This is a genomic window from Collinsella sp. OM07-12 (genome assembly GCF_003438275.1).
GTDB lineage: Bacteria > Actinomycetota > Coriobacteriia > Coriobacteriales > Coriobacteriaceae > Collinsella.
Genome location: NZ_QSTQ01000005.1, coordinates 72,946 through 88,119 on the forward strand (window position 1 = coordinate 72,946; position 15,174 = coordinate 88,119).

The 15,174-nt window shown below is 58.8% G+C and carries 14 protein-coding genes, 4 tRNA genes and 1 pseudogene; 7 read left to right on the plus strand and 12 right to left on the minus strand.

Annotation, left to right across the window (positions count from 1 at the left end):
- The first annotated feature begins 132 nt into the window (after window positions 1–132).
- The 7 genes from DXB98_RS02840 (at window position 133) to DXB98_RS02870 (ending at window position 8,747) form a co-directional block, all read left to right on the plus strand.
- Entirely contained in the window at window positions 133–1,113 is a 981-nt protein-coding gene (locus DXB98_RS02840; RefSeq protein ID WP_117743086.1) for an ABC transporter substrate-binding protein, read from the plus strand.
- Between the two features lie 204 nt (window positions 1,114–1,317).
- On the plus strand, window positions 1,318–2,241 hold the full coding sequence (locus DXB98_RS02845) for an ABC transporter permease (protein ID WP_117743087.1): 924 nt from the start codon (window positions 1,318–1,320) through the stop codon (window positions 2,239–2,241).
- Entirely contained in the window at window positions 2,234–3,028 is a 795-nt protein-coding gene (locus DXB98_RS02850) for an ABC transporter ATP-binding protein (RefSeq protein WP_117743088.1), read from the plus strand. The genes DXB98_RS02845 and DXB98_RS02850 overlap by 8 nt, the downstream gene beginning before the upstream one ends.
- A gap of 72 nt (window positions 3,029–3,100) precedes the next feature.
- Entirely contained in the window at window positions 3,101–5,134 is a 2,034-nt protein-coding gene (locus tag DXB98_RS02855) for a bifunctional UDP-sugar hydrolase/5'-nucleotidase (protein ID WP_117743089.1), read from the plus strand.
- A 128-nt stretch (window positions 5,135–5,262) separates the two neighbouring features.
- A complete protein-coding gene (locus DXB98_RS02860) occupies window positions 5,263–6,030 on the plus strand; it encodes a mechanosensitive ion channel family protein (RefSeq protein WP_117743090.1) in 768 nt (255 codons plus the stop codon).
- A gap of 93 nt (window positions 6,031–6,123) precedes the next feature.
- Complete coding sequence (locus DXB98_RS02865) at window positions 6,124–8,040, plus strand: BMP family ABC transporter substrate-binding protein (protein ID WP_117743091.1); 1,917 nt, start codon at window positions 6,124–6,126, stop codon at window positions 8,038–8,040.
- Window positions 8,037–8,747, plus strand: a complete 711-nt coding sequence (locus DXB98_RS02870; protein WP_117743092.1) for a metallophosphoesterase — start codon at window positions 8,037–8,039, stop codon at window positions 8,745–8,747. Before DXB98_RS02865 ends, DXB98_RS02870 begins: the two co-directional genes overlap by 4 nt.
- 49 nt (window positions 8,748–8,796) lie before the next feature.
- Here DXB98_RS02870 and DXB98_RS02875 read toward each other — a convergent pair.
- The 12 genes and pseudogenes from DXB98_RS02875 to DXB98_RS02930 all read right to left on the minus strand — a co-directional run bounded on the left by DXB98_RS02875 (window position 8,797) and on the right by DXB98_RS02930 (window position 14,722).
- Window positions 8,797–9,558 (minus strand): annotated as a pseudogene (locus DXB98_RS02875) (isocitrate/isopropylmalate family dehydrogenase).
- Between the two features lie 108 nt (window positions 9,559–9,666).
- Window positions 9,667–9,906 (minus strand): hypothetical protein, encoded by a 240-nt coding sequence (locus tag DXB98_RS02880; RefSeq protein ID WP_233505070.1) that lies wholly within the window; start codon window positions 9,904–9,906, stop codon window positions 9,667–9,669.
- 435 nt (window positions 9,907–10,341) lie between these two features.
- Window positions 10,342–11,049, minus strand: coding sequence for a 50S ribosomal protein L1 (rplA, locus tag DXB98_RS02885; protein ID WP_117734301.1), 708 nt, complete (start codon window positions 11,047–11,049; stop codon window positions 10,342–10,344).
- Window positions 11,050–11,166: 117 nt separating this feature from the next.
- Window positions 11,167–11,595 carry a 50S ribosomal protein L11 gene (gene rplK, locus DXB98_RS02890; protein WP_022093893.1) on the minus strand — a complete coding sequence of 143 codons (429 nt, stop codon included), beginning with the start codon at window positions 11,593–11,595 and terminating at the stop codon, window positions 11,167–11,169.
- A gap of 120 nt (window positions 11,596–11,715) precedes the next feature.
- Complete coding sequence (gene nusG, locus DXB98_RS02895; RefSeq protein WP_099432095.1) at window positions 11,716–12,252, minus strand: transcription termination/antitermination protein NusG; 537 nt, start codon at window positions 12,250–12,252, stop codon at window positions 11,716–11,718.
- 3 nt (window positions 12,253–12,255) lie between these two features.
- Window positions 12,256–12,594, minus strand: a complete 339-nt coding sequence (gene secE / locus DXB98_RS02900) for a preprotein translocase subunit SecE (protein WP_117583102.1) — start codon at window positions 12,592–12,594, stop codon at window positions 12,256–12,258.
- Between the two features lie 75 nt (window positions 12,595–12,669).
- A tRNA-Trp gene (locus DXB98_RS02905) sits at window positions 12,670–12,745 on the minus strand.
- A 13-nt stretch (window positions 12,746–12,758) separates the two neighbouring features.
- Entirely contained in the window at window positions 12,759–12,908 is a 150-nt protein-coding gene (rpmG, locus tag DXB98_RS02910; protein WP_102372646.1) for a 50S ribosomal protein L33, read from the minus strand.
- 279 nt (window positions 12,909–13,187) lie between these two features.
- On the minus strand, window positions 13,188–14,378 hold the full coding sequence (gene tuf / locus DXB98_RS02915; protein WP_117563790.1) for an elongation factor Tu: 1,191 nt from the start codon (window positions 14,376–14,378) through the stop codon (window positions 13,188–13,190).
- A 96-nt stretch (window positions 14,379–14,474) separates the two neighbouring features.
- Window positions 14,475–14,551: transfer RNA gene (locus tag DXB98_RS02920), tRNA-Met, on the minus strand.
- A 3-nt stretch (window positions 14,552–14,554) separates the two neighbouring features.
- Window positions 14,555–14,630, minus strand: a tRNA-Thr gene (locus DXB98_RS02925).
- Window positions 14,631–14,640: 10 nt separating this feature from the next.
- Window positions 14,641–14,722 (minus strand) — tRNA-Tyr (locus DXB98_RS02930).
- Window positions 14,723–15,174: the final 452 nt, after the last annotated feature.

Genomic DNA, 15,174 nt, shown 5'->3' on the forward strand with positions numbered 1-15,174 from the left:
TACCGCCTATCCGGTTCTGTATTAAAAAACCCGCCAGGCTGTTGTAAAAATGGACATCGGCGTTACTATAGTTCCACTTGCACTTTGTCCCAGTGCAGTGTTTCCAGCCATTTTTATACTGGGGGTAATGATATGAAGGACATCACCATCAGCCGCAGGAGCCTTCTGGTCTCCGCCGGCCTGCTCGCGCTCGCCCCGCTCGCCGGATGCGGCGGCAACTCTGGTTCCGGCTCTGCTGCCGCCGGTTCCGACTACACCATCGGCGTTCTGCAGCTCACCGAGCACTCCGCACTCGATGCCGCCAACAACGGCTTTGTCAAGGCCATCAAGAAAAGCGGCCTTAAGGTCAAGATCGACCAGAAGAACGCCCAGAACGACCAGTCCACGTGTAAGTCCATCGCCGACAAGTTCGTGGGCGATGGCGTCGACCTGATCTACGCCATCGCCACGCCCGCCGCACAGGCTGCTGCCGGTGCCACGGCGGATATCCCCATCGTGGGCTGCGCCATCACCGACTACGCCGCCTCCGGCCTGGTCCAGGACAACGACAGGCCCGGCACCAACGTCACCGGCGCCTCCGACCTTACCCCGGTCGCCGAGCAACTCGAGATGATGCAGAAGGTCCTGCCCGACGTAAAGAAGGTCGGCCTGCTCTACTGCACCGCCGAGTCCAACTCCGACGTCCAAATCAAGGCCGCCAAGAAGGAACTCGACAAGCTTGGCCTGGAGTACACCGACTTCACCGTCTCGAGCTCCAACGAGATCCAGTCCGTCGTCGAGTCCGCCGTGGGCAAGGTCGACGCGCTCTACTCCCCCACCGACAACACCATCGCCGCGGGCGCTTCGCAGGTCGGTCAGATCTGCAAGGAGAACAAGCTCCCCTTCGTTACCGGCGAGGAGGGCATGTGCAAGGCCGGCGGTCTGTTCACCCTCTCCATCAACTATGAGGACCTGGGCTATGCCGCGGGCGAGATGGCCGTTAAGATCCTGAAGGGCGAGGCCAAGCCCGAGGATATGGCTGTCGAGCACCTCTCGAGCAAGGACTTGGTCGTCGTCAAGAACGACGAGATGGCCGAGGCGCTGGGCATCGACCTTTCCGCCCTGGACGAGTAGCACCATGCGCCGTAACACATCTAGGGTTCGTTCTCGCGCCATAGCTGCGTTATTCAATATCTGAGTCCTTGGGGCGAACGCTAAAGACCGGCGTTCGCCCTGCTTGTTTCGGATGAGACAAAACAACCGTCCGCAGCTCTTTTATACATTGTTACCGCTATCATGGTGACTCACGTGTCCACCCTATCCTAGGAGGTATGAAGCATGCTCATTGCATTGCAGGGCGCCGTTTCGCAGGGCGTCCTCTGGGGCATTATGGTGCTTGGCGTGTTTATCACGTTCCGCCTGCTCGACATCCCCGATATGACCTGCGACGGCAGCTTTGCCCTCGGCGGCTGTGTCTGCGCCGTACTCATCGTCAACAATAACGTCGACCCGCTGCTCGCCGTGCTGGCCGGCATGTGCGCCGGCGCCATCGCGGGCGCGGTCACGGGCATTCTGACCACCGTCTTCGAGATTCCCGCGATCCTCGCTGGAATCCTCACCCAAATTAGCCTGTGGTCCGTCAACCTGCGCATCATGGGCAAATCCAACACGCCCATCCTTGCCAAGGGCACCGTGTTCTCGGCCGTCAGCAATATGACCGGTCTGCCGCAGTCCACCGTTGCCATCATCTTGGGCATCCTGCTCGCCGTGGCCATCGTTGCCATCCTGTACTGGTTCTTTGGTACCGAGATCGGCTCCGCGCTGCGCGCCACCGGCAACAACGAGTACATGATCCGCGCCTTGGGCGTTAACACCAACTCCACCAAGATGATCGCTCTCGTGCTCTCCAACGCCCTCATCGGCCTTTCGGGTGCGCTTATCTGCCAGAGCCAAAAGTATGCCGACATTGGCATGGGCACAGGCGCCATCGTTATCGGCCTTGCCGCCATCGTCATCGGCGAAGTGCTCGGTCGCCTGCTGCCCGGCGGACTCACGCAGTTTAGCGTCCGTCTTGCCTCCGCCGTCTTTGGCTCCGTGGTGTACTTCCTTATCCGCGCCATCGTGCTGCAGCTGGGCATGGACGCCAACGACATGAAGCTGCTCTCCGCCGTAATCGTGGCCGTGGCCCTGTGCGTGCCCGTGGTTTGGGAGCGATATAAGCTCCGCAGCTCCTACACGAAGGGAGATGAGGCTGATGCTTAAGCTCTCACACGTCAAGAAGACCTTTAACAAGGGCACCGTCACCGAGAAGCGCGCGCTCACCGGTGTCGACCTCACCCTTAACGACGGCGACTTTGTAACCGTGATTGGCGGCAACGGCGCCGGCAAGTCCACGCTGCTCAACATGATCGCCGGCGTGTATCCGCTCGATTCGGGCGTTATCGAGCTCGACGGCACCGATATCTCGCGCCTGAGCGAGTCGCAGCGCGCCAAGTACCTGGGCCGCGTGTTCCAGGATCCCATGCGCGGCACCGCAGCCGACATGCAGATCGCCGAGAACCTGGCCCTCGCCAAGCGCCGCGGCCAGCATCGCGGTCTTTCGTGGGGCGTCACCAAGGCCGAGAAGGACGAGTACGTTGAGCTGCTCAAGCGTCTGGACCTTGGTCTGGATACGCGCCTCAACGCTAAGGTCGGCCTGCTCTCGGGTGGCCAGCGCCAGGCACTCACCCTGTTGATGGCCACGCTCACCAAGCCGCGCCTGCTGCTGCTCGACGAGCACACGGCGGCCCTCGACCCCAAGACGGCATCGAAGGTGCTCAACCTGACCGAGGAAATCGTCGACGAGAACCACCTGACCACGCTCATGGTCACACACAACATGAACGACGCCATCCGTCTGGGCAACCGTCTGATAATGATGCACGAGGGCCACGTGATCTACGATGTGGCAGGTAACGAGAAAAAGTCGCTCACCGTGGCCGACCTGCTGCAGAAGTTCGAGGAGGTCTCGGGCGGCGAGCTCGCCAACGACCGCATGCTGCTAAGCTAACGACTTAGAAAACCACCACAAAGGGGACAGGCACCTTTGTGGTGGTTTTTGTTAAGGACTAAGGAGACTGCCATGAAAAGATTCGTCCCCCGCCTTGCGTTAACCGCCGCGCTGCTTGCCGGCGTGTTCACTGGCGCACCCAGCCTCGCCCTTGCGAGCAATCTGCCCCAGGCGATCAACGACTCCGTGACCGTCATGCACACCAACGATATCCACGGCAGCTACAAGTACAGCTACAACGCAAGCAAGGGCACCGGCACTGTGGGCTTTGACGGACTGGCAGTCCTCTATAGCGCCCAGGGCAACGCCCCCGATCTTCTGCTCGATGCGGGTGACACCTTCCATGGACAGTCCTTCGCCACCATGAGCGAAGGCAAAAGCATCGCCGAGCTCATGGACACCTTCTATGCCGACGGCTACGACGCGACCACGCCGGGCAACCACGACTGGAGCTACGGCGCGGACAAGCTCCGCGCCATGACCGGCCACAGCACCACCGGCACGCCCTTCGCCATGCTTTGCGCGAATGCAACGTCCTCGAACGGCGTATGGAGCTCGAGCATCACCAAGACGCTCAACCGCACTTGGAAGGACGGCGAGAACAGTTCCACGTTTAACTACAAGATTAAGGTCGGCGTCGTCGGAGCCATGGATGAGTCGCTAGGTTCCTCGCTGCGCGCGGACCTGGTCGCGGGCACCAGCTTCTCGAGTGCCGCGAACGCCATCAATGCCGAGGCGGAGCAGCTGCGCAAGGAGGGCTGCGATGTTGTTGTGTGTATCGCGCACACGCTCGACGCCAAGACCTTTGCCACGCGGCTCCGTGGCGTCGATGCCCTTATCGCAGGCCACGAGCACATCAACCTTAACGAGAAGGTGACGGGAGCCGACGGCAAGACAATCCACGTTGTCGAGGCGGGCAGTGCCTTTGCCGAGGTGGGACTGCTTTCCGTCCCCTACGAGTACGACACCAAGGGCACCGAAAGCACCGACGATGACACGGTGGCGGTATACGCAGGCAAAAGCGACGAGAAGCTCTATACCGCCAAGGACGTAAACGTTCTTTTGACCGACCCCAACAAGGGCTCCACCTACTATCAGAGCATCCTTGATGAGGTCCACAACAACAAGATCAAGCCGCTCTACGATGCCTTTAGCGCCGCATCGAGCGAGGTGCTCGGCACGAGCTCTACCAATTATTTCTACGGCGAGGACGCCGCAGGCACGCATGGTTGGGAAATGGTGCGCACCACCGATTTCCGTCCCAGCAAGAAGGGCGACACCACCAAGACCCAGACCATCGGACATGTGATCTGCGGCTCCTATCTTGACCTGACGGGCGCAGACCTTGCCATCGAGAACGCGGGCGGCATCCGCGGCGGCATCGCGGCGGGCGATGTGACCGCCGGCAACGTCATCGCTATCTCGCCCTACGGCAACACCGTGGAGACCTGGACCATGACCGGTGCGGACTTCCTGGCAGCGCTCGAGCACTCGCTGCAGATCAGTGACGAGTGCAATCACAGCTACGAGCTTCAGCAAGCCTACGTGGCGTCCGGCCACACCGAGCAGGAGGCGCAAGACATGTACAAGTGGCGCGACGACTCCGGCAGTGTCCTTTCCTTCGGCGGCATCAACGTGACAATCGATTGGACGCAGTCCGAAGGCAAGCGCATCGTGAGCGCCACACTCACCAAGGATGGCAGCACGCTCGACCCCGCCAAGACCTATACCGTCGCCACCAACAACTACATCATCACCAACACGACCGACTTCCCCACCTTCGCAAACGCCACCAAGCACACCGAGTGGGGTACCTGCGAGTCAGCACTAAGGGCGCTGATCGGGCAGAACAGCTGGGAGAGCAAGATTGCCTCGCTCGCGGGCACCATCAGCTTTGGCTCCGCCGCCGTGGACCCCACGCCCACACCGGCCCCGACGCCTGAGCCCTCGCCTCAGACGGATACGACGACCACGAAGGTCATCACCAAGAAGACGACCGGTAAGCTCGCCGCAACGGGAGACCGCACGCTGGCTATGGTCGGCGCATGCCTCATCGGCGGCATCGTCATCATCATTCTCGGTATTATCTGGAAGCGTCGACGCTAAGCTACACCGCCGGGCCTTGCAGCCCCGCCGTGCAAACCTTATATCGAGCACAGAAGCCCGTCAGAATTTGATCGGACGGGCTTCTTGGTGGGTATCATGGTTGGACGATCATGAGGAGGTTTCCCTACATGGAATTGTTTGAGCCAATTCTTCATTTCTTTGCACAACGATGGGTCCACAACATCATCTGGGCCGGCATCTTGGCCATCGGCACCGCCGTTGCCGCCAAAGTCGCGTCCAAGACCCTGCACCACCTGCTTAACCGCGACGATAACCCGCTCCCTTCATCGAGCATCTTCATCAACATCGCGCGCGCCGTCATCTGGATGATCGGCGGCAGCTTTATCCTCGACAACTGTTTTGGCATCAACGCAAACGCACTCGTCGCCGCTCTTGGCGTCGGCGGCATCGCCATCTCACTCGGCTTTCAGGACACGCTCTCAAACCTTATCGGCGGCATGCAGGTGACGTTTATGGGCATCATCAAACCCGGCGACAATATCGAGGTCGGCGGCGTATCCGGCGTGGTCCAAGACATCACCTGGCGCCACACGACCATCGAAGATGCCTGTGGACAGACCATCATTGTGCCCAACTCCAACATCTCCAAGAACACACTCGTGCATCTGATGCCCTTTGGGCGCGTGACCGTGCCCGTCGCCGTAAAGGACACGTCTAAATGGGCTTCCCTTGACGCGCTGGCAGACGAGCTCACGAGCGCAACCAAAACGGCCGTCTCGCCCATCTCGGGCTTTGACAAGGAGCCCTACGTGCTCTTTAGCGAGATCGGCGACTTTGGCATCAAAGGAAAGATCATCTTTATCGTCAGCGACGACAGCACCACTTTCACCGCTGCCGACGCCTGCATCCGCGCCATCGCCCCCATCATTGCCTAAACCACCACAAAGGGGACAGGCACCTTTGTGGTGGTTTTCATTCGTGGTACCATGGTATATATAGTTGTTTAAACGACTAAGGGAGTAGACACCATGGAAGAGGCCTATCGTCAAGCACGCAAGCGCGGCGAGCAGGGACGCCGTCGCGCCATCAGCCAAAGCGAGCACCCGTACCTTACGGACCTCGATAGCCTGGTTGCTCAGCTCCCCTTAGGTCAGCGAGAGAACGTCGGCCTGCGGGATATTCCGCTCGAAATGGTCGTCGGTACGGTTACCAAGGGCCGCCAGTCCGCCTTTTCGTGCAACTTTATGCCCCTGCTGCCGTTTAGCACCGAGTTCGCCCGCAAGTGGTCCAACCTCTACGACATCCAGGTGACCGAGGGCTATCGCGATCCCGTCATCGTAACCGAGTTCATGCATCGGTTTTACGTCCAAGAGGGCAACAAGCGCGTCAGTGTCCTCAAATTCCTGGACGCCCCGACGGTTTCCGCCAAGGTCACCCGTCTCTACCCCGGCACATGGGATTCCGTCGAAAGCCGCCTGTACGGCGAGTTCTGCGCGTTTTGGCGCGTCTGCCCCCTATACGAGATCGAGTTCTCGCGCGAGGGAAGCTACGAGACGCTCGCCAAGATGCTCGGCCAGGACCTTGTCGAAAAGTGGCCACAGAAAAAGGTCGATTACCTGCGCCACACCTTCCTACTCTTTAAACGCGCCTACCTGCGCGCCGGCGGCGACCATCTGGACATTACGCCCGCCGACGCCATGCTCGTCTACCTCAATGTGTACAACCAAGACCGTCTACTGGATACGCCGACGGACATCGTCGTAAACCGTCTGTGCAAGATTTGGCGCGAGCTGGTCATTGCCGGCAAAAATGACGAGGACAAGGTCGATCTTGTCGAAGCGCCGAGCGTCGATGAGGAAGAGGCGCCCGCCAAGTCCACCTCCGGCGTGCTCAACTTCTTTATGGGCAAGACCGTCTACTCGGCGACCAATCCCCTGCGCATCGCCTTTATCCACGAATTCCCCTGTGCGACATCGAGCTGGGACAGCCTGCACGATCAAGGGCGCCAATATCTTGACGAGCACTTTGGCGGCATCGTGCGCACCGAGGCGTTCGAAAACTGCCACGATCCGGACGTGTTCTACGCCGCCGTGGAAACGGCTGTCATACATGGAGCAAACGTCATTTTCTCGACCTCGCACCGCCTGATGGAATACACGCTCAGGGCTGCCGTCGAGTATCCTCAGGTGCGATTCCTCAACTGCTCTATCGGCCTTCCCCACCAAAGCGTCCGTTCGTACTTTGGCAAGATGTACGAGGCCAAATTTCTCTTGGGCGCCCTTGCCGCCAGCATGGCGGACAACCACCGCATCGGTTACCACGCGTCGGTCTTCGCCTCGGGCGCGCTCAGCGAGATCAACGCCTTTGCGATTGGCGCCTCGCTGCTCGACCCCCGTGCGCAAATTATCCTGACCTGGGGCGATGTGCCCGCCGGAGGCCTTGCCGAGGCCATGTGCCGCGAAGGTGTGAGCGTCATGACCGGCGCCGACATGTCAAAGTCACTCGAAGACCCCACGGCATACGGACTCCACTGTCTGGTCGATGGCAAGGCTGTCGGCATTGCCATGCCGGTATGGAACTGGGGCCGATACTACGAGCTTATCGTGCGAAGCCTGCTGCATGGCACCTGGGATGAGACCAGTGACGACAGCCAGGTTCGCGCCGTCAACTACTGGTACGGCATGAGCTCAGGTGTTATCGACATCCGTTATGCTCCTGGCCTACCCTACCAGACGCGCAAGCTTGTTCAGCTACTCCGCAATGGCATCGTCGAGGGCTCCATCAATCCATTTGGCGGCGAGCTCCATAGCCAAGACGGCGTGGTACAGATTGAGGGCTTTCCCCCACTGCCGAGCACGCAGATTGTCGAGATGAATTGGCTGGCGGACAACGTGGTGGGCACCATTCCGCAGCTCGACGATGAGCCGGGGGTTACCGCCCTATGAAGATCCTTGCCATAGCAGATACCGAAGAACGATGCCTTTGGGAGTGCTTTCGCAAGGAGCGCTTTGAGGGTGTCGACCTGATTCTGTCTGCCGGCGACCTGGACCCGGACTATCTTGAGTTTTTGGTCACGGTCATCAACAAACCGCTCATCTACGTCCGCGGCAACCACGATGACCGCTACGCACGTCATGCACCGGGCGGCTGCATCTGTGTCGAAGACACCGTGTACGTGTATCGCGGCGTCCGTATTGCGGGTCTTGGCGGCTCCATGCGCTATCGAGACGGTGCCAACATGTACACTGAGCGCGAGATGGCCAAGCGCATGCGCAAGCTGTCCCGCAAAGTGAGGATGGTCGGCGGCTGCGACATCTTGCTCACCCATGCACCCGCCGCCGGCGTGGGCGATCTGGATGATCTACCGCATCGAGGATTCGAATGCTTTAACGCAGCGCTCGAATCCTGGAATCCCGACTATATGGTGCACGGGCATGTGCACCAATGCTACGGTCCCAACTTTCAGCGTGAGCGTCGGCATGCATGCGGGGCAACAATCATCAACGCCTGCGGTTATACGCAGTTTGAGCTGGACGAAGCGCGCTACCCCATCCGTGGCTGGCAGGCAGCCTGGCTCAATTCGCAAACCATGCGCCGCGAACTCAAGCGCCACGAGGCCATCGAGTCCTCAACCGCCAGAACCCCCTGGTAACCACCACAAAGGGGACAGGCACCTTTGTGGTGGTTCCGGACTCTCGACGCTATAGGGCGGCGATGACCTTATCGCCCATCTGAGCGGTGCGGAGAATCTTATCAGCAGGGGTGTTGGCGTCGGCGATGTCGCGGGTACGCCAATCTTCGTCGAGCACATGGGCCACGGCATTTTCGACTAAGACGGCCTGCTCGCCCATGTCGAGCGCGTACGTGAGCAGCATTGCCGCCGACAGGATCTGTGCGAGCGGATTAGCAATACTGAGCCCTGCGATATCGGGCGCGCTGCCAGCGCTCGGCTCGAACAGCGAAACGCCGTCGCCCAGCGAAGCAGAGGCGAGCATGCCGAGCGAGCCCGTAATTTATGCAGCCTCGTCGGAGAGAATGTCACCGAACATGTTCTCCGTAACTACGACGTCAAAGTCGCCCGGTCGGTTGATGAGCTGCATAGTGGCGTTATCGACGAGCAGGTCTTCGAGCTGCACATCGGGGCACTCTTCATCATGCACGCGATGCACGACCTCGCGCCACATGCGGCTCGTCTCCAGCACGTTGCGCTTATCCACACTCGTCACGTCACCGCGACGCTTGCGGGCCGCTTCGAACGCTTGACGGGCAATGCGCTCCACCTCGAACTCGCGGTACTCCATCACATCGACCGCACGCTGGCCCGCAGCGCCATTAGCGCCCGCGCCGTCCTCGTCGTAGAAACGATCGTGCTTGCCAAAGTAAATGCCGCCGGTAAGCTCGCGGCGTTGGGCCGCCGGATCGGTCGAATCCCACTTAGGGCCACCGACTGATGCTAGCCTCATCCTCGGTCATATGGAGCTTGTCGCGCAGATGGCTGGGGCTTACCCCAGGCCGGTATGGATACGGGGCCTCTGAGCCGTCTTGAGGGCTTCTGCGGTCACTTCGATATCCTAGTCGACCGCACGGGTGAGACTCCATACCGTGCACCGGTCGCCCGCGATCTTGCCAATCTCCTGCACCGAGCGAAAATCGCCGGGGCTCGAGATGGGAAAGCCCGCCTCGATCACATCGACGTTCATGCGCACCAGCTGACGTGCGATAACGATATTTCCCTCAGTATTCATGCTGACGCCGGGAGGCTGCTCCCCGTCGCGCAGCGTAGTGTCAAAGATTGCGATTTTGCGACTCATGATTTCCTCCTGATAGGCCTGAGATACAGATGGCTTTCAGGAGAGATGGAGTGCCCCAAGATAGAAAAATACCCGTGTCGCTCATCACGCCCAAAAGCAGCGGACGATAGCGCACCCGGGTACAACTCATCGTTATAGCGAGATTGCAACCCTAGCGCGCTATCCCATCTAGTAGCGCTAGGCCTAGGAGCTGCTGCGTGTTACAGAACATGTCTGGCTCCTTTCAGCCTCAGGCATTCACTACATCGCGCTAAAGTGCAACACAGTCGAAACGACGCGAAGTGGGGATTTTGGAGCAACCGAGGCAAAAGCACCACGAAGGTGCCTGTCCCCTTTGTGGTGGTTTTGTCCCGAGATAGCAAAGAACCCGGTCCTGCACGAGGCAGAACCGGGTTCCTTTAGCAATGCTTGCTTTACTCAGGCAGTAACTAAAAGTTACTCAGCCAGGAAGTCACGCTGGACAGCGGGATCGACCTTGACGCCAGGGCCCATGGTGGAAGACACGGAGATGGACTTGACGTACTTGCCCTTAGCAGAAGAGGGCTTGACGCGCAGGATCTCGGTGTACAGGGCAGCGTAGTTCTCAACGAGCTGCTGCTCAGAGAAGGACTTCTTGCCCAGGGGCACGTGGCAGATGCCGTAGCGGTCGGCGCGGTACTCAACGCGGCCAGCCTTGAGCTCGGAGACCATCTTGGCGACGTCCATGGTCACGGTGCCGAGTTTGGGGTTCGGCATGAGGCCACGGGGACCAAGGATCTTACCGATGCGGCCAACCTTGGCCATCATGTTCGGCGTAGCAATAGCGGCGTCGAAGTTGATCTCGCCCTTCTGGATCTGGGCGACGAGCTCGTCGGAACCGATGATGTCGGCGCCGGCAGCCTCGGCCTCGCGGGCCTTCTCGCCCTCGGCGAAGACGGCAACACGAACGGTCTTGCCGGTGCCGTGGGGCAGGGAGATGGAACCACGGATGTTCTGGTCAGCCTTACGAGTATCGATGCCCAGACGGAAGTGGGCCTCGATGGTCTCGTCGAACTTGGCGGTGTCGAGCTCCTTGATGAGCTTGGCAGCCTGAAGGGGGGTGTAGAGCGTGGCGCGGTCGATCTTCTCGGCAGCGGCGTTATAGCTCTTACCATGCTTAGCCATGTGCATTACCTCCTGTGGTTAAACGGGCGTGAGCCCTCCCACATCGTATCGTGTGCCCTATTGCACACATATAACGGGCGCCCCGGTCGGAACACCCGTCATTACCTAAAGAAATCGCTACTCAGCGATGGTGACGCCCATGGAGCGGGCGGTACCGGCGATGATCTTCTTGGCGGCGTCAATGTCGTTGGCATTGAGGTCCGGCATCTTGATCTCGGCGATCTTGGTGAGCTGCTCCTGGGAGAGCTGACCAACCTTGTCGGCCTGGGGCTTAGCGGAACCAGACTTGAGGTTCAGCTCCTTCTTGATGAGGTGAGCCGCCGGCGGGGTCTTGGTGATGAAGGAGAAGGACTTATCCTCGTAGACAGAGATCTCAACGGGGATGATGTCGCCCTTCTTGTCCTGCGTCTCGGCGTTAAAGGCCTGGCAGAACTGCATGATGTTCACGCCAGCAGCGCCCAGGGCGGGGCCGACGGGAGGAGCGGGGTTAGCGGCACCAGCAGGAATCTGGAGCTTAATGACGTTGGCAACCTTCTTCTCAGCCATGGTCATTCCTTTCGAATCACGAGTGTGAAGTACTTGCTATATCGTAAGCACGCACGTGTTAGAAGCACTCCTGAGATGAGCAGTCACAGAAGAAGCACGCTCGCGCGAACGGACGAAAACTTAAGCGATGACAGCGACCTGGTTAAAGTCGAGCTCGACCGGCGTCTCGCGGCCAAAGATCATCAGCGTGACCTTGAGCTTGCCAGCCTCGGTGTTAACCTCGGAGACTTTGCCATCAAAGTCGGTAAGCGGGCCATCGGTGACGCGGACGGACGTGCCGACCTCAATATCAACCGAGGTACGCTTGGGCGAATCGCCCTTACCGGGACGACGAGTCATCTTATTGTACTCGTCGCGGGAAAGCGGAGCGGGCTTGCCGTTGCCGCCCAGGAAACCGGTAACGCCGGGCGTGTTGCGAACGCACGTCCATGCATCGTCATCCATCTCCATGCGGACCAGAACATAACCCGGGAAAATCTTGGAATCCTTGGTCTCGCGCTTGCCACCCTCTTTAATCTCAGTGACGCGCTCCATAGGAATCTCGATATCAAAGATACGGTCCTGCATGCCCATAGTCTCGATACGATGCTCGAGATCAGACTTAACGCGGTTCTCGTATCCAGAGTAAGTGTGAACGACGTACCAACGCTTAGACATGGTTTAGCCCCTCAATCCAGAAAACAGAGCAAGAGCCTCGCCAAAGCCAGCATCGAGCAGAGCGATGACGACGCCGACGACGATCAGAGAAGCGCAAACGACGACCGAGTAGTTCACGAGCTCCTTCTTATCGGGCCACGTGACGCGCTTCATCTCGGACTTGACCGAAGCGAAATACTTCTTGGTGCGGGCGAAGAAGCCAGGCTTCTCGTTCTTCTTGGACTTCGCAGCCTTCTCGTTCTTCTTGGCAACGGCCTTCTTGGCCTCAACCTTGGAGTTGGCGGCAGCGTTGTTGGCAGGTGCCGGCTGCTGAGCCTTCTTCTTGTTCTTCTTGTTGGCCATTTGGGTTACCTCCGCGCAATGCGCTTATACATGAGTAAACCGTAAGCCCCCAATGGGAGCTTACGGAATAATGACTGGCACGCCAGGAAGGACTCGAACCCTCAACACTCGGTTTTGGAGACCGATGCTCTACCAATTGAACTACTGGCGTATGTGACTAGAGACTAGCGAGTCTCTTTGTGCAGCGTGTGGTGACGGCACCAGGGGCAATACTTCTTGATCTCCATACGATCAGGCATGTTCGCCTTGTTCTTGGTGGTCGTATAGTTGCGGCGCTTGCACTCAGTGCACGCAAGAGTAACTAGAGTACGCATGTATCCTGAACCTTTCATTTCCGCCCCGTACGGGCACGAGATGGTACTTTATCAGCTCTACGTAAGGGCTGTCAACGAAAACCTCGAGTCAATTGGTTCTCGGTGGATCCATTCATATTTGGAACACATCAATGAAGCCAGCGAGAGCTAATCGACGGTGTACCCAGGACCATTATCGATCCTCTCGACACCAGCAACGACTCAATGTCCATTGCAGAAAAGAACCCGGCACCCATATAAGTGCCGGGTTCTCTAAGTCAGCTATATCAGAGAGCTAATTTACTCAATGATCGTGGAGACGATGCCCGAACCGACGGTGTGGCCACCCTCGCGGATAGCGAAGCGCAGGCCCTCCTCCATGGCGATCGGGTGGATGAGGTCGCCCTCGATGGTGATGTGGTCACCAGGCATAGCCATCTCGGTACCCTCGGGAAGCTTGACCGTACCGGTAACGTCGGTGGTACGGAAGTAGAACTGAGGACGATAACCATCGAAGAACGGGGTGTGACGGCCACCCTCCTCCTTGGTCAGAACGTAGATCTCGCCGGTGAACTTGGTGTGCGGGGTAACCGAACCGGGCTTGCAGAGAACCTGGCCGCGCTCGATGTCCTCGCGCTTGATGCCGCGGAGCAGCAGACCGACGTTGTCGCCAGCCTCGCAGAAGTCCATGGACTTACGGAACATCTCGATACCGGTAACGACGGTGTTCTGGGTGTCCTTGATGCCGACGATCTCGACGGGCTCGTTGAGCTTGAGCTCACCGCGCTCGACACGGCCGGTAGCAACGGTACCACGGCCGGAGATGGTCATAACGTCCTCAACGGCCATCAGGAAGGGGAGGTCGTTGTTACGAGCAGGCGTCGGGATGTACTCGTCGACGGCGTTCATGAGCTCGCGGATAGCGTCCATCCACTTGGCGTCGCCCTCGAGAGCGCCCAGAGCGGAACCACGGATGACGGGGATGTCGTCGCCGGGGAAATCGTACTCGGAGAGGAGCTCACGGGTCTCCATCTCGACGAGGTCGATGAGCTCGTCATCGTCAACCATGTCGCACTTGTTCAGGAAAACGACGATGTAAGGAACGCCGACCTGACGGGCGAGCAGGATGTGCTCGCGGGTCTGAGCCATGGGGCCGTCGGTAGCGGCGATGACCAGGATAGCGCCGTCCATCTGAGCAGCACCGGAGATCATGTTCTTGACGTAGTCAGCGTGGCCCGGGCAGTCAACGTGAGCGTAGTGACGGGCAGCAGTCTCGTACTCGACGTGGGAGACGGAGATCGTAATGCCGCGCTCGCGCTCCTCGGGAGCCTTGTCGATGTTCTCGAACGCAGTGAAGTCAGCCTTGCAGCCCTCGGTCTCGGAGAGAACCTTGGTGATGGCAGCGGTCAGCGTGGTCTTGCCGTGGTCGACGTGACCAATGGTGCCGATGTTAACATGCGGCTTAGTGCGCTCAAACTTCTCTTTGGCCATAAAACCCTCCTCTTAACAGGTCGTCCCCGGACGGGACTTTGCCTTTATACCATAGTGGCCTCTCAACATACTATTGAGAAGCCACCGTGTTACCTATGGTAGCGGTGACTGGATTCGAACCAGTGACGCCACGGGTATGAACCGTGTGCTCTAACCAACTGAGCTACACCGCCGGATGGAGCCTGCAACCAGACTTGAACTGGTGACCTCTTCGTTACCAACGAAGTGCTCTACCGACTGAGCTATACAGGCACTTGACGGGTGGGAGCTATAGGATTCGAACCTATGTAGGCAGAGCCAACGGGTTTACAGCCCGTCCCCATTAACCACTCGGGCAAACTCCCAATCGTTCAAGTATCCGCAGGTTCTTTGGTCTTTTGGACCGCCGCCCCCGCGAACGAAAAAGATAATACGATGCAACCTTGCGGGCTGTCAACGAAAACCTCTAGATACACGGTGCCGGGCGTATCTATATACCTGTGACCTGCGATTTTGTTGGGTTTAGATATGAAGGACGGTGAATTTCGCTACGCTGGTGACATTTCCCGAGGCAACACTTTGGTGTAGTGGAGTACACCTTCAGGATCGAACTTCGATAACGACTTATTTGCACCTATATATAGGTCGAGATCGCGCTTCTCTGGCTTGACCGAGCGTGGATGACTGGAGCCGGTCCGGCCTTTGTCTCGATCTGTAACATCTAGAGAACATTTTCTCCCCTATCTGTTACAGATTGAGATATTACGCAGAGACCCCAGCTCACGTCTCATTCTGTAACAGTTAGAAACGATTAAAC